A 16,144-nucleotide genomic window follows, 5' to 3' on the forward strand; every position below is an offset into this window, starting at 1 on the left:
AAACAGTGGCATTTTTATGCCAGCAAAATGGTAGGTGAGCTATTTATGTGCCACAGGTATAGAAATATGGGGCACCGCGTCTGGGATCAGGTGGTGACTTTGAGTGTGGGGTTCATGGAGCGTTTACTGTTGTTCGACGATAACCAGTTCCTGTTCTAGCGCCGCGATGATCAAATGTTGGCGCCGATTGTGCTCGGTTGCAGTCGTAAGGTTCTTCCCGGCTTTTTGCGCATCTGCATTGGCGTTCTTTTCGCCCTCTATATCGCCCCATGCCACCGCCTGCGCATAGGCGGTAGCGGCATCGGTTTCGGCTTGGCGGGCCTTGGTCATATCTTGTTCTGCTTGCTGCTGGATCTGTTCCAAACGAGTACTGAGGCTGTCGCGTTTTTCGTTGAGTTCTTGCTCGTCGGCTTTCCAGTTCGCCATCGATTCGGCGTAACCGGCCATTAGAGTTTCGTGATTAAGCAGTTGCTCGCGTCGATTGATCTGTATATCTATCAGCGAAGCTTGGAGTTTTCGGGAGTCATACGGAATTTTAAGCGTGTTGTACTCGCTGCGAATCTCAATCAGACGGTCCTGTTCAAATACTTCGTCGCCCTCAAGCAAGGCTTCCAATGGCGCTATCTTTTCGTACTGCACCTCCGCCTCGCTCAGGTATTTATCGCGGCGGACGGTCAGTTCGTTGATGTCTTCGATCAACCGTTGCTTCTTTTCACAGTTGGCGGTTGCGCGAGTGCTCCCCGAATTTGGAACTGCAATTACGGTGGTCTCGTTGCAGCCCACGTCGCTGGCCAGCAGTTCTTGTTGTTCGATAGAGGCTTGTAAATCTTCCATCTGTCTTGTTCCTTCAATTTGGGGTTGGGTTGAATGAGTGGCTGGCGAGGCCGGGAATAAGCCGGCGCTACCTCTATCAGCAGAGATGCCCTCAGGCAGCCCGAGCCTCGCTCTCAGCCAACCCCGGAATCGTCTTCACGACGTAGCAGCGTTGCGTGCCGAGGCCGGGTAACCGGATCAGACTCGACGCCTTGCCATCACCGCCCGGCTCCAGCACGCCGCGCTGTAGCAGTTCCTTGTTCACGGCATTGATGTTCATGCCCCGGAAGATCTCCGAGCGCCATGCCTCGGGCAGCACGTAATAGGTGTTGGTGGTGTGCAGCGCATCACCCAGGCCGTGCTCCAGCGTCTTGCGAAAGCCAAGTCGGTCGATGGTGCGCGGGCCGTGTTCGTCGATTTTTGCTGCCGCCGATTCCCAGCGGGTGAAACGGCTTTCGCCGAAGCGCTCGATGACCTGGCGCAGACGCGCCAAGATCGCATCGCCTTCGAAGTTACCGGCACCGCCACGCTCGTTCAGCCAGGCGTTCAAGCACACGCGGGCAGCGGTGGTGGCCGTGCCATCCGGCCAGCCGGTGATGCCCATCGCGGTGGCCAGCTCGCCTGCGGCGGCGGCGAGACCGAAGCGAGCGGCGGCACGGTGCGCTTGTCCGCTGGCCGAGGCCGGTAGAGACTGGGCGATAAAGCCTTCCAGCGTGCGGCGCAGGATGGCGGACCAACCGTGACGTTTGCCCGGTTCGCACAGCGCTGTTAGAAACGCGGTGAGCGGTGTGCCGTAGAACTTCGCTACGCGTGCCTTGAGGGCGTCGGCCAGCGCCGCCGCATCCTCAAAACCGTTGAGCGTGTCGAACATGCCGAGGCCTTTACTTGCATCGGCCGGGACCGCGAGCATGCGCACCTCCATACCCGCTTTCAGCTCCTTATTCGCTTCGGCCATGTGCTGGGCCAGCGTCTTCTCGCCGGTGGAAAGAAACAGCAGGCGCCACTCTTGTACCTGTCGGCCTGCTTGGCCTCGATCATTGGCGCGTGCCTTGCCGGTGCCGTTGCCCAGCATGTACACGGTCTCGCCAATGATGCGTGGATCGCACATACCAATCTCATCGAGCACCAGAAGACCGTCTGAATGCGCGGCGGCGATGGATTCGAGCGCGTTGTCGGTGGAGCGCCACGAGCGCACCAGACGCGGCCCGCCGTAGATCGAGGCGGCAACTTGCAGGTGCGTAGTCTTGCCGCCCGAGCTGTCGCCGTACAGGTGGAACCCGCCCGACTCATGACCGAGCATGTGCAGCAGCGGCCCCGCAAAGGCCACGCCGACGACGAAAGCCAAGCGATGATTACCGACGCACAGTGCGCCGATCTGCTCTTGCCATTGCTCGAGCGTGCCCGCTTCGCTGATCGGCGGAAGCTGAGAACCGGCCTCGTAGAAGTGCAGGTGTTCGCTGTGCGTGCCGACCTGCTGCTCGGGCAGGAGAAAGGCGCTGTCATGCCAGCCCAAGCGAGTGACCAGTCGTGCCCGTTGCGCGCTGTCGAAGCCGCCGAGATAACTCTGCAGGTCATTGCGGGCATTGCGTCCGGAGCGGCTACCGGCGAGGCGCAACCCCATGTCCACCAGCGGACCGAGCACATCTTTGCCGAAGTCACCGGTCATTGTGCGCGCCGGGATGTTCCAGCGTTTCTTGGCACCGTCGGGATCGTCGAACTCGACCAGCAGGCCCCAGTTCTGGCCTTTGTCGTCGCGAGTGCGGGCAAGGATTTCCAGTGGGGAACACACCGGCCGCGCCTCGCCGTCGTCACCGGAATAAAACACGCCTTCGGACGTGAGGCGAAAGCCTCCGGGCATCAGGTCATTTTTTGGCTTGGACGGACGCTTGGCTGCTGCTTTTGTCTTCGGTTCCGGCTTGCTTTCTGCTTGCTCAGGCTCAGGCTTTTCGGCAACCACACCAAACAGTTCACCGCTGCTTACCAGCTTGGTGAAGTGGAGCGCTGTCCAGTCTTTGGCAAGCGCATCGGCTGCATCGTCGCCGTCGTCCCATTGACCACCTTTGGCGAAGGTAGCGGCGCCGTTCTTCAGCGTGGGCTTGCGCTTGAACACCTCCAGCGCGATGACCTGCACCGAGGCGGCGCCGATCTCGCGCAGTTTGTCGGCGACGGTTTCCATGCAGGCTGTGCCGCTGACGTCATTGTCTGGCCACAACAACACGTCGCGGCCTCTGAGCGGTGTCAGGTCGGCTTTGTGCCAGGAGTTGGAGCCGTTCGGCCAGCAGGTGGCCACGTAGCCCGGTAGCAGTTCGGCGGCGGCATCTGCAGCTTTCTCGCCTTCGCAGAGAACAACCGGTGCGTCAACGCGTTGAGCCAGTTCATCAAGGCGCAGCATTGGTCGTGGATCGGGCAGCCCCTGCCAGCGCCATTGTGTCGTCTGGCCATCGGCGCGCTGACACCATGTCAGGGGTGCAAAGACTTTCTTCGGCTTGCCGTCTTCATCGGTGGCGAGGTCGAAGCGGTAGAGCACCATGAGTGGTTGGCCCTGCGCATCACGGTAGATCCACACCTTGGACGGCGCGCCATGCTGCCGGTGCTTGGCCGGGCACTTGCTCATGGCCTCGGCCGGGATCGGCTGAATGGCACTCCACTCAGGTGCTTTTGTCTTGGCGGGCGCTGGCTTCACCTGGGCGGTGCCGGGCGAAACGTTGAGCAGATCTGCCAGTTTGTTACAGGCTTCGATGTCGGTGCCGCCGTCCAGATAGCGCACCAGGTCGATCAGGTCGCCGCCCTTGTCGCCAGTGGCGAAGTCGGACCAGGTGCCCTTGCTCAGACTGATCTTGAGCGAACCCGCGCGCTTATCGCTGCGGGTCGGATTGGGAGCGGTGTATTCCTTGCCGCCGTCCACGCGCTTGCCGTTGGGCAGCCAGTGCGTCAGGACACGGTCAATGTCTTTCAGTGCAGCGGCTTTCACGTCGGCGAAGCTTGGACGTTTTGCGGAGTTGCTCAGGCGTTGGCTCATGCGTCAGCCCTCGACAAAAACAGCGCGTCGTTGATGTCGTCGATCAGGGCTTTTGCCATCTCGCCGAGGTACAGAGCAGGCCAACTGAAGCGGTCACCTTGATCGCTCATGGCGGCGTCGAAGTTGAGCTGGTTGGCGTGATGCTGGAGCAGGGAAACCATCTCCAGCGCATCCTCGACCGGAACACCGGCATTGACCCGGAACAACTTCAAGTCGGTGGCATTCACACGAGTAAAGGTGGCGTGACCACGGGTGGTGGAAGTGGTCATAGCGCACCGCCTTTCTGCGCAGCAGGCATCGAGGTGGAGTCGCCGTGCAAGGTCAGCGTCTTGATCAAACCAAGGGTGCCTCGCACGTCCCAGAGGACGGCCGCTATGACGTGATTAGCAAGTCGCGAGGAGTCGTTTTCGAAGTGTTCTTCAAGCAGCGTCAGCACCGAGTCGGCGCGAGCAATAGCGCAGGTGATGGCGTCGATAGGCACACCGGCGCTTGCGGCAGGGTTAACGCAAAGCAGGTCTTCAGGTAGGGCAAACCTCAGGGCGTTGTTCATTGGGCACCACCTGCGGTTTCGAGCGCGCGGGCTGTGGCCATGTGGCTGTTGTAGCGGGAGAGGCGTGTAGCGAGGCTGGAATTCGCGTGTAAAGCGGCGAGAGCCATTGCACGGTGTGCAGCGGCGCGATTTTTGAACGGATTGAGGGCGTGCATGAGATGGAACTCCAACTTTAGTTTGGAGCTGCCACGTTCGTTACCAAGCGAAGGGGTGGCAGCTGTGCGCAGGTTGGTAAACCGGGAAAGTTGGCACCCGGCAGACCCGAGGGTCTCCCACGCACAGCCACCGCAAAACAGAAATGCGGGCACAAAAAAAGCGCCTGCTTTCAAATGGGGACGCTCGTGCGCCAACTTGATCGGGTTACCAAGCCCGGTCGCTGAATTTGCAGCGACGGCCAGAGAGTAACGTCCGTTTTTCGAAAGTGCAACTGTGTTGAGGACTTGCGGTTTTTTCAGGTGCGGCATAAATTGTTCGTGCATGTAGATTTACCTCAACGCCTTCGGATCGTCCCCGGAGGCGTTTTCATTTCAGGCATGGGCTTCCCAGCGCAGGGATAGAAGGGGTAGAAAACCGCCGCTTAGCATCGAGCGGGCGTCTTCGTAGGCTTGGGTTTGCTGGCCTTCGTCGACTATCACCGCGCCGGTTTTTTCGCAGTGGAGGGAGAGGGCGCACCAGGTGCCGTCGGCCCAGCTGAGTACACTGACCACGCGACCTTGTTTGTCCTGTTGGCTGCGGTAGCGCTCGAGGCGCTGCATTAGGCGGGGGGAAAAGCCAATCCGGCGCAGCACCGAAAACGGATGCATCAAAGCGTTATCAGCGATCTTTTGGCTCATGCTGCCTCCTGCGCGAAGGCGAACAGCGGCGGTGGTGTTTCGCCTTTGAGCCAAGCCAGGATCTTGCTGTCCTCTGCACTGCGACGACGGTGCGTAATGGTCATCTGCTCGCGGCGTTGTGCGACACATTCTTCGACATAACCCACCAGATCGGAGGTCAAGCGCATGTCGTGGTGAGTGCGTTCGCTTGTTGTCTTTTCGACGGCTAGATCCTCATCCATGATGCGTTGCCATACCGCTGGATCGTTGGCGAATCCCGCTGATTGATCGACGAGCCAGTAGGTAACCCAGTCGGTCATGCCGCGTGATTTCAGTGAGGCTAGGCGGCTTGGGTTCATCGCGAAGTAACCGATGCCGTGAACACTCGAAAACTCTCTGCGCACCGCATTTTTGCTGATCAGTTCAGGCAACTCCCAAGGATTGGCTTTCAGTGGGAGAACGAGGCCGTCAGGGCTGAAAAAGAACGCTTCCTGCTCTTCGCCGTTCCAGCTCACGCCCGCGATGGTGCGATGACGCCAGTTGATTGCACCAGGTTGATAGAGGCGGAATCCGATGCTGTAAGAGTCGAGGAACGGCCCTTTGAAAGGGCAGCAATTGCGCTTCATGCGGCCACCTGGTCGCGGGCTTCAATACGACTTTTGACCCAGCTCTGTACTTCAGACAAAACCCAGGCAACTGGAGCTCCACGGGAAGTGCTGTCTGTGAGTTTTACTGCCTGCGGGAAGCCGCTCTCGGGCTGGCTCATCAATTTGTAGATGGTGGCGCGTGCAAGGCCTACCAGGGCGACCACCTCTGTGACGCGGATTAGCCTTGTGGAGGATTCGAAACTGGCAGGTGTTGCAGCGCTTAACTGGGCGTCCGAGTCCGAAGCTCGATGAATGACGCTTGAATGGGGGTGAGTTCTCACAGCAGTTTCCCTGTATTGGTATGGACAGGGAAAAAGCTAAATGAAGGAATGAAAGTTAACGCTCGTTCATTTTCATTTTCTCTTTGCTGGGAGGCAGAACACCGTTCTTTATTAGGATGTTTTTTATCTGCGTGCGGGACAGCTTGTCACTGCCACCATGGGTCTTTAGAGCGGAGTCTGTACCTAAGATGACGCCCGCAATCTCACGACGCGCTCGACCATCGGCGAGAAGGCGACGCCCGTGTGCACAAATACTTTGATCTCTGTCTGCCACAGCTTCTTGCCGGACTGCCGCAGAGCTGAGCCCAGCCTTGCTGGCGCAGGTGCTAATCCTGATCTTTTCGGCCCTGCTCAGCCGGGGGGAAGCGTACACGGCTGCCAGGGTTATATAGTATTTTGCTTCCCCGAACGAATCGGCCACGCGCTCACGAACCGCCATCTCATTCAGGACGAATTGCTGGCGTATTTCCTCTAGACGTTCGGTAGCCACTCCAGGCTCATCCCTGGCAAGTACAGCCCAGCTATAAGGGGCTGCGCGATCCAGCTCAATCTCAAAATCACTCAGGTATCGAGCCAACACTTCAATGGTCAGGCAGGCACGAGCAATAGCTAGTGCGGCCACACACTGACAATTGGTGAATTTTTCATCTAGCCCGGCAATCTGGCGTATACAACCAGCTAAGTCATTCCCTGAACGATCAAAACACCATCGAATGTTGTCAGCAAGACGTCGCACAGAGGATGCCGCGTCAACTGCCTCGAATAACCATTCGCCATTCTTTTTATGTTCTCCCCAGAGTACTTGGCCACGTTCGATGAGCCTTAGTGCATCCTCTATACGCTCAAAAAAATCCCTATAAAGTGTAAAGTTTTCCAGACCCAGAACGACCTTTTCAGGATCAATCAGGAGCCCGCGCCCCAGATAGAAGTCCCCACTCATTTAGTCGCCCCATACCCCAGAATGCAGGCAACAAACCCGCGTGCCATAAGGGCTGTAGTCATGATGGGCAGCGCCGCCATCAGGATGGATGGGGCGATTTGGCTGTTACACCAATGCGTCTGTTTACACCGGGTGTACGCAAAGTTAGCACAAGATGTTACATGGAAATTATTCAATATTTTCAATCGGTTAGATGTTTCTGTTACACGAGTTACACCAGTTACACCGGTTTTCAATGGGGTATGGAAACACATCATCAAACATCCTTGCCGAATTGTCCTTGAACAACGTTGCCTTGCTCCAGCTCATCAAGATGATCGGCATACCACTGCATCATGACTTTGCGCTGAGGCAGGTACACAGCCTTGTTGTACACCCCTGCGATTCCCTCCTTTACATGGGAGAGCTGAGCCTCAATGTGGTTTTCATCGAAACCCTGCTCATTCAGGATTGTGCTCGCGATATGGCGGAAGCCATGGCCTGTCTGTCGGCCTGCATATCCCAGTCTGCGTAGCGCCATCAGAAAGACAGTATTGCTCCGGGGTATGGTTCGATCTTTTCTCCCAGGGAAGAGAAGAGGGTATGCGCCTGTCAGCGTGCGCAGCTCCGTTATCGCTTCAATCGCCTGGCGAGATAGAGGCACTACATGCTCGCGACGTCGCTTCATTCGCCCGGCTGGAATCGTCCATAGCTTTTTGTTGACGTCGATTTCTGACCAGCGTGCTTCTCGAATCTCGCTCGGACGAGCCGCCAGTAATGCAAGCAAACGAAGCCCTAGACGAACATCCTTTGCATGAGGGTAAGAGTTGATTGCACGAAGCAATGCAGGCAGCTCTTCTATTGATACGTGCGCATAGTTTTCAGCACTACGCGTCTGTAGGAATTTATTGAGGCCTTCAAGGGGGTTGTGGATGGCTCGGCCCGTCACACGTGCTAGGTCGTAGATCTCTTTGCAAAAGGCGCGAACCCTGCCCATTTGCTCAATGATCCCTTTCTGTTCCATGCCACGCAGAAACTCCATCCATTCGAGGGGCAGGATTTCCGTGTATATGCGTTTGCCGAAAACGGGAAACACGTGCAGCTCCAAGGCACCGATAACTCGACGTGAGGTACCGGCCTCCCAGCTTGAGCGCCTCGCCTCAAACCATTCGCGGCCTAATGCTTCGAATGTGTTGTTGGCTGCCACGCGGTCAGCAATCTTGCGAGCCTGTTTGCTGACTAACGGATTTTTGCCAGTCGATGCGTCATCCCTCAGTTGGGCCGCCTTCTGTCTGGCTAGTGAGCCACTGATTTCTGGATAGCCGCCTAGTCCCAGCCAAGACCATTTCCCGTCTGACTTTTTGTAGCGCAACTCCCAAGACTTCTGCCCATTGGCTTTGACCCGAAAATACAGGCCGTTGCCGTCCTGTTCACGGTACGTTGCACTCTCTGGCTCCAGCCCAGCGAGAGTAGTGTCGGCCAAAGGGCGGCGTTTGATTTCAGTACGCTTCACTGCGTGTATGCCTCCAGTTCAAGGAATCTCAAAGCATACACGTGGGCATACACGGCGTGAAGTTATAGAGGTAGACAGGGAGGGATAGCCAGAAACAAGAAAGCCCGCACAGGGCGGGCTTCTTGGGGCGTTTCGTAGACTGTCTGAGACAGGTCTAGACTGCTATATGGTGCACCAGGCGGGATTCGAACCCACGACCACTGCCTTCGGAGGGCAGTACTCTATCCAGCTGAGCTACTGGTGCAAGCGGGCGCCATGATACTCATAAGCGTTGCGGGCGTCCATGCTGCTGAATCGCCTGTGTTTTTCCAAGCTGTAACAGCCGTTTGCTACGTTGATCAGAAAAAATCCGCAAATGCGGCGTTTTCGTTCTTTTTTTCGAACGGCCTATTGTCCTTTCCCAGCATTGATCCTAGGATTCGTTCGAGATTTCAAACGCTCTTGTCTGGGTGCTGAACCGCACGAGTTTCGATCAGTGCGCTATTTATGTGCTTCAGCCCGGTGAATGATTTCCCTGACGGCAGCCTTTGAGGCGCCTTTCTACAATCATAATTCGCTCCGCGCTGGTCGCGGTGCTGTTAAGGAAAGCCGACATGCAGCTTAAAGACACCCAGTTGTTCCGCCAGCAAGCCTTTATCGATGGCGCTTGGGTCGATGCGGACAACGGTCAGACGATCAAGGTCAATAACCCGGCAACGGGCGAAATTCTGGGCACTGTGCCGAAGATGGGCGCTGCCGAAACCCGCCGTGCCATCGAAGCCGCTGACAAAGCGCTGCCGGCCTGGCGTGCACTGACCGCCAAGGACCGTGCGAACAAGCTGCGTCGTTGGTTCGAGCTGATTATCGAGAACCAGGACGACCTGGCTCGCCTGATGACCCTCGAGCAAGGCAAGCCATTGGCCGAAGCCAAGGGCGAAATCGTTTACGCCGCTTCCTTTATTGAGTGGTTCGCCGAAGAAGCCAAGCGCGTCTACGGTGATGTGATTCCGGGCCACCAGCCAGACAAGCGCCTGATCGTGATCAAGCAGCCGATCGGCGTGACCGCTGCAATCACTCCGTGGAACTTCCCGGCCGCGATGATCACCCGTAAGGCTGGCCCAGCACTGGCCGCCGGTTGCACCATGGTGCTCAAGCCTGCTTCGCAAACCCCGTTCTCCGCATTCGCTTTGGCTGAACTGGCCCAGCGTGCCGGTATTCCGAACGGTGTGTTCAGCGTGGTGTCCGGCAGCGCTGGCGACATCGGCAGCGAGCTGACCAGCAACCCGATCGTGCGCAAACTGTCCTTCACCGGCTCGACCGAAATCGGTCGTCAGTTGATGGCTGAATGCGCCAAGGACATCAAGAAAGTGTCCCTGGAATTGGGCGGCAACGCGCCGTTCATCGTGTTCGACGACGCGGACCTGGATAAGGCCGTCGAAGGCGCGATCATTTCCAAGTACCGCAACAACGGCCAGACCTGCGTCTGCGCCAACCGTCTGTACATTCAGGATTCGGTCTACGACGCGTTCGCCGAGAAGCTGAAAGTGGCGGTGGCCAAGCTCAAGATCGGCAACGGTCTGGAAGAAGGCACCACCACTGGCCCGCTGATCGACGAAAAAGCCGTGGCCAAGGTTCAAGAGCACATTGCTGACGCGATCAGCAAAGGCGCGACCGTTCTGGCGGGTGGCAAGGTCATGGAAGGCAACTTCTTTGAGCCGACCATCCTGACCAACGTGCCGAAAAACGCTGCAGTGGCCAAGGAAGAAACCTTCGGTCCACTGGCGCCGCTGTTCCGCTTCAAAGACGAAGCCGAAGTGATCGCGATGTCCAACGACACCGAGTTCGGCCTGGCTTCGTACTTCTATGCCCGTGACCTGGGCCGTGTGTTCCGTGTGGCTGAAGCCCTGGAATACGGCATGGTCGGCGTCAACACCGGGTTGATCTCCAACGAAGTCGCGCCGTTCGGCGGCATCAAGGCGTCGGGCCTGGGCCGTGAAGGCTCCAAGTACGGCATCGAAGATTACCTGGAAATCAAATACCTCTGCCTGGGCATCTAAGCTCGGCAGACGGGAATGCAATAAGCGGAAAGGGCACGAGAGCGCTGTCCCTTTCTGCGCTTCAAATGGAATTTTCTCTGTGGCCGGGAACGCTGTGGCAGTCGATCATCGCATGCTGCCGTAGTTGCCTCCCCGCCGCATTTTCCTTGAACTACGCCGCCCGATGAGCGGTGAATGAGGACTTTATGAGCAAGACTAACGCTTCCCTGATGAAACGCCGCGAAGCCGCTGTACCACGCGGTGTTGGCCAGATTCACCCGATCTTCGCCGAGTCCGCGAAGAACGCCACCGTGACCGACGTTGAAGGTCGCGAGTTCATCGACTTCGCCGGCGGTATCGCCGTGCTGAACACCGGTCACCTGCACCCGAAAATCATCGCCGCCGTGACCGCGCAGTTGAACAAGCTGACTCACACCTGCTTCCAGGTACTGGCCTACGAGCCGTACGTTGAGCTGTGCGAAAAAATCAACGCCAAGGTGCCAGGTGATTTCGCCAAGAAAACCCTGCTGGTGACCACTGGTTCCGAAGCGGTAGAGAACGCCGTGAAAATCGCCCGTGCCGCCACTGGCCGTGCCGGCGTGATCGCGTTCACCGGCGCTTACCACGGTCGCACCATGATGACCCTGGGCCTGACCGGTAAAGTCGTGCCTTACTCGGCCGGCATGGGCCTGATGCCAGGCGGCATCTTCCGCGCGCTGTACCCGAACGAACTGCACGGTGTGAGCGTCGACGACTCGATCGCCAGCATCGAACGCATCTTCAAGAACGACGCCGAGCCGCGTGATATCGCGGCGATCATCATCGAGCCAGTTCAGGGCGAAGGTGGTTTCTACGTCGCGCCTAAAGAATTCATGAAGCGTCTGCGCGCCCTGTGCGACCAGCACGGCATTCTGTTGATCGCTGACGAAGTGCAAACCGGCGCTGGCCGTACCGGCACTTTCTTCGCCATGGAACAGATGGGCGTTGCTGCCGACCTGACCACCTTCGCCAAATCCATCGCTGGCGGCTTCCCGCTGGCCGGTGTGTGCGGCAAAGCCGAATACATGGACGCCATTGCGCCAGGCGGCCTGGGCGGTACTTACGCCGGTAGCCCGATCGCTTGCGCCGCGGCCCTGGCCGTGATGGAAGTGTTCGAAGAAGAACACCTGCTGGATCGCTGCAAGGCTGTTGGCGAGCGTCTGGTTACTGGCCTGAAAGCCATTCAAGCCAAGTACCCGGTGATCGGTGAAGTCCGTGCCCTGGGCGCGATGATCGCGGTCGAGCTGTTTGTTGATGGCGACAGCCACAAGCCGAACGCTCCGGCAGTGGCAGCGGTTGTGGCCAAGGCGCGCGACAAGGGTCTGATCCTGCTGTCCTGCGGCACCTACGGCAACGTTCTGCGCGTCCTGGTACCGCTGACTTCGCCGGACGAGCAACTGGACAAAGGTCTGGCCATCATCGAAGAGTGCTTCTCCGAGCTGTAATCGACCGAGTGTGACCTGATCGACAAAAAAACCCGCCTCGGCGGGTTTTTTCGTGTCCGCAGAACACATCGTGCTGTATCGAATGGCCAGCATTGACTAAGGTTCAGGCATTGCCATTGGAGTAGACGAATGACCGCTGTGGTGTTGCCCGCTGTTCCGCGAGTACTGATTGCCGAGGCCGATCCCTGGTCCCGCGACCTGCTCAAACAGGTGTTGTTGAATGTGCGCTGCGACGCACGGCTGGACCTGTGTGCCGACGGCCAGCAGGCGATGGAGCTGCTGGCAGAAGTGCCCTACGACCTGGTGATCGTTGACTGGGAGTTGCCGGGCATCGATGGCCTGACCGTTTTGCGCAGTGTCCGTCAGCGCAAACGTAATCCGCCGTTGCCGTTCATTCTGATGAGCAGCCGCAACGACAGCGCGAGCGTGCGCGAGGCCCTGCCCCTGGCGCCCACCGCGTACCTGACCAAACCCCTGGACATGGAAGGCCTGACCCATCGTCTGCAAGATTTACTGCTGAACGCCGGTGAAGAGGTGTCCTGCGAGGCGCCAACGCTGTCGCCGGGGATGACCTTGTCGGTGTACCTGGAGCGGCGACGTGAGTCGACAGACGGTGCGGCGTTGATGACCGACGTGCAGTTGGCGGTGAAACGCAGCCTCAACCCCAATGGCCTCGACCTGACGCTGCTGGAAGGCGAGATCCGCAATGACCCGCAAATCACGGCCGTGCTGATCGCCGCTGCCAACAGTGCGGCCCAGCATCACGGCGTGGCGGTGCAAACCCTGTCCCAGGCGTTGCATCGCCTCGGCACCGCGCAAAGCATGAACCTGATTTTGGGCCTGGCCCTCAAGCGTTGCGCGCGGCTGAGCGATCCGCAATTGGCGGACTACGCCGAACGTTATTGGGAACTGTCGTTGCGCACCGCCGAATATGGCCGGACTTTGGCGCGCTTGCTGGACCTGGATCAGGAGCGCTGCTATTGCGCTGGGATGTTGCATCGTCTCGGCGACTTGGCGCTGCTGCGCTGTTTGCAGGAGTGGAAGCAGGCCGGCGGTGAGCTGGATGAATGGGAAGAGGTGGGCGATGCGCTGGCCGAATTTGGTGCCGGTTATGGTTCGGCGCTGCGCACGCGCTGGCGTCTGCCGCTGGAGTTGCGAGAACTGATTGCAGCGGTCTACCAGCTCGGTGGCGGGGTTTACTCCCGCGAAGCGCTGGTGATGAACATGGCTGCACAACTGGCGCGCCTGACCGAGCATGAGGGCATTGAGGAACTGTCCAAAAGCCGCACGGCGCGCTTGCTGAAGATTGGATTGCCGGAATTGATGCGCCTACGCAAAAAATAACGGTCCCTGTGGCGAGGGAGCTTGCTCCCGCTGGGGCGCGAAGCGGCCCCCTTTATCCCAAATGCTGAAGGGGACTGCTGCGCAGTCCAGCGGGAGCAAGCTCCCTCGCCACAGAGGTGCGTTGTCAGGCGGAGATGATGCGGTTCTTGCCCTGGCGCTTGGCTTCGTACATCGCCGCATCGGCGCGGGCGAACAGGCTGTCGAGGCTTTCGTCATCGTCGGTAAGGCTGGTGAGGCCCTGGCTGACGGTGATGCCGAAGGTCTGGTCATCATGGCTGAAGCTCAACCGCTGAATCTCCCGTTGCAGGCGCTCGGCCACTTGCATGGCCATGTCCGGCGCACAGCCGGGGAACACCGCGGCAAACTCTTCCCCGCCAATTCGCCCGAACAGATCACCCCGACGCAGGGCCGCGCGACCGCTCTCGGCGATGCGCTGCAATACGATGTCGCCGCCCTGGTGGCCGTAGGTGTCGTTGACCACTTTGAAGTCATCGATGTCCAGCAGCAGGAAGGCCATCGGCGCGCCTTGCAGCCGCGCCTGTTCGAATTCGCGATGGGCGCATTCGAAGAAGTGCCGGCGGTTGCTGCTCTGGGTCAATACGTCGGTGGTCGCCAGGCGTTGCAGCTCGGCTTCCATCTGCTTCTTTTCGGTGATGTCCTCGGCAATGCCGACGATGATCACCGGTTGCCCCGGTTCGGCCTGGCGGTTGATGAAGCATTTGTCGCTAAGCCAGCGCACTTGGCCGTCGGCCGCGATGATGCGGTATTCGCGGTCTTCGACGGCACCTTTGTCCAGTACTTCGGCCAGGCTGCGCTCCGCGTACTCCAGATCGTCGGGGTAGATGCTGTCGCGCCACTGGTTGTAGTCGGCCAGCAACAGGCCGGCGGATCGGCCGAAAATCCGTTCATAGGCGGGGCTGACGTACAGCACCTGACGGGTTTCCCAGTTGAAGGCCCAAAGCACGGCATTGACGCTGACCAGCAGCGAGCTGAAGAGTTGTTCACGTTCGCTCAGGCGCGCGACTTCACCTTGGGCATGCATCAATGCCATCAGGGTTTGCGCGGCCTCGGGCCACTGCGGGTGGGATGAGTCTTGTAGGTTTTTGGTGACCATCGGCACAGATCTCAAAGGGCGTGCGCCGCTCGAGTGTCGAAAGCGGCCACTACGTGGGCCCCTTATCGATTATTTCTTGTGCCACAGCAGGCGCTGTCACGCTTTGGTGGGAAATAATTGATAACAGGTCTCGGCCCGCCTGGATGGCGAAGTGTCTTTGAGATAGGGGATTTGGAGCTTAGTTCCCGCTTGTGGTGGCGAGGGTGGTGGCTCCCGCCGGGCGGTAGTGGCGATTTGTCATTTCAGTTGAAACGTATTGCCCGGGGAAGCGACTGCTGCGCAGCCGAACGGGGCGGTGCGGCGATCCGACAAGCCCCCTCGCCACAGGCAGCGCCCTTGCCACAGGTTTGCCCCAATCCTGAGGCAAGCCTGTGATTGCAGGTCAGACAGCGGCAGCAGGACGCAGGGAGTAGGTTTTGAGCTGGTCGGCGAAGTCACGCAGGGATTGAATCCCGCTGGCTTCGGCTTCGTGTACCCAATCCTTGATGGCCGCGAGCATGTCGTGACCATTTGAGCTGGTCTTGACCCAGATCTGCTGCAAGGCCAGGCGTTTCTCGTAAATTACCTTCAGCGCCTGGCTGTGCTCGAGCATGTTCTGGATGCGGACATGGTGCTTGTCGTCCAGCAGGCTGGTTTCCCGGGAGAGCAAACGCTTGGCGCGGTGGAATTGGTGACGGACCGAGTGATCGACCTTTTCCAGCTCCTGCTTGACCAGCGGCGCGATGACCAATTTGCGGTACTGGGCCATGATCTGGAAGCGGTTGTTGAGGATGGCCATGGCGGTGTCCATGTCCAGGCTGCCTTTGCCTTCGACCCGGTGGGCGATCGGCGCAACACGCTGGACCTTGGCCAGGCGGAAGAAACTGAAGACTTGGATCCAGGCCCAGCCGAGGTCGAATTCCCACTTCTTCACCGACAGTTTTGCCGAGTTAGGGTAGGTGTGATGGTTGTTATGCAGTTCTTCGCCGCCGATCAGGATGCCCCAGGGCACCAGATTGGTCGCCGCATCGCGGCATTCGAAGTTGCGGTAGCCGATGGCATGGCCCAGGCCATTGACCACGCCGGCGGCCCAGACCGGGATCCACATCATCTGGATGGCCCAGATGGTGATGCCGATGGTGCCGAACAGCAGCAGGTCGATGACGCCCATGATCGCCACGCCCAACAGCGGGAAACGGCTGTAGAGGTTGCGTTCGATCCAGTCTTCGGGGCAGTTCTTGCCGTAGATGCGCAGGGTTTCCGGGTTTTCCGCTTCTTCGCGGTACAACTCGGCGCCCTTGCGCAGAACGGTGGAAAGGCCCTTGATGACCGGGCTGTGCGGGTCATCGACGGTTTCGCATTTGGCGTGATGCTTGCGGTGGATGGCGGTCCACTCGCGGGTGTTCTGCGCCGTGGTCAACCACAGCCAGAAGCGGAAGAAATGTTTCAGGCCGGCATTGAGCTCCAAAGAGCGATGGGCTGAATAGCGATGCAGATAGACCGTGACACCCACAATGGTCACATGGGTCATCAGCAGGGTGACTGCCACCAGTGACCAGGGCGACAAGCCGAGAAAACCTTCGTACCACATAGGCTATAGGGCCCTCGATTAATAAATAAACAGCCGATGCATTATCACTAAGCCCACAGATAA

At 58.7% G+C, this 16,144-nt stretch carries 14 protein-coding genes, 1 tRNA gene and 1 pseudogene; 3 read left to right on the forward strand and 13 right to left on the reverse strand.

Translation table 11 applies throughout. The annotated features are described in order from the left end of the window. Positions 1–129 precede the first annotated feature (129 nt). The 11 genes and pseudogenes from FQ192_RS12990 to FQ192_RS13040 all read right to left on the reverse strand — a co-directional run. Positions 130–696: pseudogene (locus tag FQ192_RS12990) on the reverse strand (chromosome segregation protein SMC); the annotation flags it as partial. A gap of 229 nt (positions 697–925) precedes the next feature. Further along, positions 926–3,832, reverse strand: coding sequence for a DUF927 domain-containing protein (locus FQ192_RS12995; RefSeq protein WP_149658975.1), 2,907 nt, complete (start codon positions 3,830–3,832; stop codon positions 926–928). Continuing rightward, complete coding sequence (locus FQ192_RS13000; RefSeq protein ID WP_092278412.1) at positions 3,829–4,101, reverse strand: DUF3077 domain-containing protein; 273 nt, start codon at positions 4,099–4,101, stop codon at positions 3,829–3,831. Before FQ192_RS13000 ends, FQ192_RS12995 begins: the two co-directional genes overlap by 4 nt. After that, positions 4,098–4,382 (reverse strand): hypothetical protein, encoded by a 285-nt coding sequence (locus FQ192_RS13005; RefSeq protein ID WP_149658976.1) that lies wholly within the window; start codon positions 4,380–4,382, stop codon positions 4,098–4,100. The genes FQ192_RS13000 and FQ192_RS13005 overlap by 4 nt, the downstream gene beginning before the upstream one ends. Next, on the reverse strand, positions 4,379–4,861 hold the full coding sequence (locus tag FQ192_RS13010) for a hypothetical protein (RefSeq protein ID WP_149658977.1): 483 nt from the start codon (positions 4,859–4,861) through the stop codon (positions 4,379–4,381). Before FQ192_RS13010 ends, FQ192_RS13005 begins: the two co-directional genes overlap by 4 nt. A 48-nt stretch (positions 4,862–4,909) precedes the next feature. Beyond that, positions 4,910–5,215, reverse strand: a complete 306-nt coding sequence (locus FQ192_RS13015; RefSeq protein ID WP_123584848.1) for a hypothetical protein — start codon at positions 5,213–5,215, stop codon at positions 4,910–4,912. Next, the gene (locus FQ192_RS13020) at positions 5,212–5,820 is read right to left on the reverse strand and encodes a hypothetical protein (RefSeq protein ID WP_149658978.1); all 609 of its coding nucleotides are present in this window, start codon (positions 5,818–5,820) and stop codon (positions 5,212–5,214) included. The genes FQ192_RS13015 and FQ192_RS13020 overlap by 4 nt, the downstream gene beginning before the upstream one ends. Next, on the reverse strand, positions 5,817–6,095 hold the full coding sequence (locus FQ192_RS13025) for an AlpA family transcriptional regulator (RefSeq protein ID WP_149659270.1): 279 nt from the start codon (positions 6,093–6,095) through the stop codon (positions 5,817–5,819). The genes FQ192_RS13020 and FQ192_RS13025 overlap by 4 nt, the downstream gene beginning before the upstream one ends. An 82-nt stretch (positions 6,096–6,177) precedes the next feature. Next, positions 6,178–7,062: a hypothetical protein gene (locus FQ192_RS13030; protein WP_149658979.1), complete on the reverse strand. Its 885-nt coding sequence runs from the start codon at positions 7,060–7,062 to the stop codon at positions 6,178–6,180. 256 nt (positions 7,063–7,318) lie between these two features. Next, positions 7,319–8,554 (reverse strand): tyrosine-type recombinase/integrase, encoded by a 1,236-nt coding sequence (locus FQ192_RS13035; protein ID WP_149658980.1) that lies wholly within the window; start codon positions 8,552–8,554, stop codon positions 7,319–7,321. Between the two features lie 167 nt (positions 8,555–8,721). Next, a tRNA-Arg gene (locus FQ192_RS13040) sits at positions 8,722–8,798 on the reverse strand. A gap of 349 nt (positions 8,799–9,147) precedes the next feature. Here FQ192_RS13040 and gabD point away from each other — a divergent pair. The 3 genes from gabD (at position 9,148) to FQ192_RS13055 (ending at position 13,397) form a co-directional block, all read left to right on the forward strand. Next, positions 9,148–10,590, forward strand: coding sequence for an NADP-dependent succinate-semialdehyde dehydrogenase (gabD, locus tag FQ192_RS13045; protein WP_054050229.1), 1,443 nt, complete (start codon positions 9,148–9,150; stop codon positions 10,588–10,590). 185 nt (positions 10,591–10,775) lie between these two features. Further along, complete coding sequence (gene gabT / locus FQ192_RS13050; RefSeq protein ID WP_123515981.1) at positions 10,776–12,053, forward strand: 4-aminobutyrate--2-oxoglutarate transaminase; 1,278 nt, start codon at positions 10,776–10,778, stop codon at positions 12,051–12,053. 129 nt (positions 12,054–12,182) lie between these two features. Beyond that, entirely contained in the window at positions 12,183–13,397 is a 1,215-nt protein-coding gene (locus tag FQ192_RS13055; RefSeq protein ID WP_149658981.1) for an HDOD domain-containing protein, read from the forward strand. A 124-nt stretch (positions 13,398–13,521) separates the two neighbouring features. Here the strand turns inward: FQ192_RS13055 and FQ192_RS13065 are convergent, their stop codons facing one another. Next, on the reverse strand, positions 13,522–14,511 hold the full coding sequence (locus FQ192_RS13065; protein WP_149658982.1) for a sensor domain-containing diguanylate cyclase: 990 nt from the start codon (positions 14,509–14,511) through the stop codon (positions 13,522–13,524). Positions 14,512–14,893: 382 nt separating this feature from the next. Then, positions 14,894–16,081 (reverse strand): delta-9 fatty acid desaturase DesA, encoded by a 1,188-nt coding sequence (desA, locus tag FQ192_RS13070; RefSeq protein ID WP_133840048.1) that lies wholly within the window; start codon positions 16,079–16,081, stop codon positions 14,894–14,896. Between the last annotated feature and the right edge of the window lie 63 nt (positions 16,082–16,144).

The organism is Pseudomonas sp. ANT_J12 (assembly GCF_008370045.1).
In the GTDB taxonomy this organism is placed as follows: domain Bacteria; phylum Pseudomonadota; class Gammaproteobacteria; order Pseudomonadales; family Pseudomonadaceae; genus Aquipseudomonas.

Excerpts from the sequence above, each read along its gene's own strand:
- FQ192_RS13005 (WP_149658976.1), bottom strand. The coding sequence starts at position 4,382 with ATGAACAACGCCCTGAGGTTTGCCCTACCTGAAGACCTGCTTTGCGTT.
- FQ192_RS13065 (WP_149658982.1), bottom strand. The coding sequence starts at position 14,511 with ATGGTCACCAAAAACCTACAAGACTCATCCCACCCGCAGTGGCCCGAG.
- FQ192_RS13015 (WP_123584848.1), bottom strand. The coding sequence starts at position 5,215 with ATGAGCCAAAAGATCGCTGATAACGCTTTGATGCATCCGTTTTCGGTG.
- FQ192_RS13030 (WP_149658979.1), bottom strand. The coding sequence starts at position 7,062 with ATGAGTGGGGACTTCTATCTGGGGCGCGGGCTCCTGATTGATCCTGAA.
- FQ192_RS12995 (WP_149658975.1), bottom strand. The coding sequence starts at position 3,832 with ATGAGCCAACGCCTGAGCAACTCCGCAAAACGTCCAAGCTTCGCCGAC.
- FQ192_RS13055 (WP_149658981.1), top strand. The coding sequence starts at position 12,183 with ATGACCGCTGTGGTGTTGCCCGCTGTTCCGCGAGTACTGATTGCCGAG.
- FQ192_RS13020 (WP_149658978.1), bottom strand. The coding sequence starts at position 5,820 with ATGAAGCGCAATTGCTGCCCTTTCAAAGGGCCGTTCCTCGACTCTTAC.
- FQ192_RS13010 (WP_149658977.1), bottom strand. The coding sequence starts at position 4,861 with ATGCACGAACAATTTATGCCGCACCTGAAAAAACCGCAAGTCCTCAAC.
- FQ192_RS13000 (WP_092278412.1), bottom strand. The coding sequence starts at position 4,101 with ATGACCACTTCCACCACCCGTGGTCACGCCACCTTTACTCGTGTGAAT.
- gabT (WP_123515981.1), top strand. The coding sequence starts at position 10,776 with ATGAGCAAGACTAACGCTTCCCTGATGAAACGCCGCGAAGCCGCTGTA.
- desA (WP_133840048.1), bottom strand. The coding sequence starts at position 16,081 with ATGTGGTACGAAGGTTTTCTCGGCTTGTCGCCCTGGTCACTGGTGGCA.
- gabD (WP_054050229.1), top strand. The coding sequence starts at position 9,148 with ATGCAGCTTAAAGACACCCAGTTGTTCCGCCAGCAAGCCTTTATCGAT.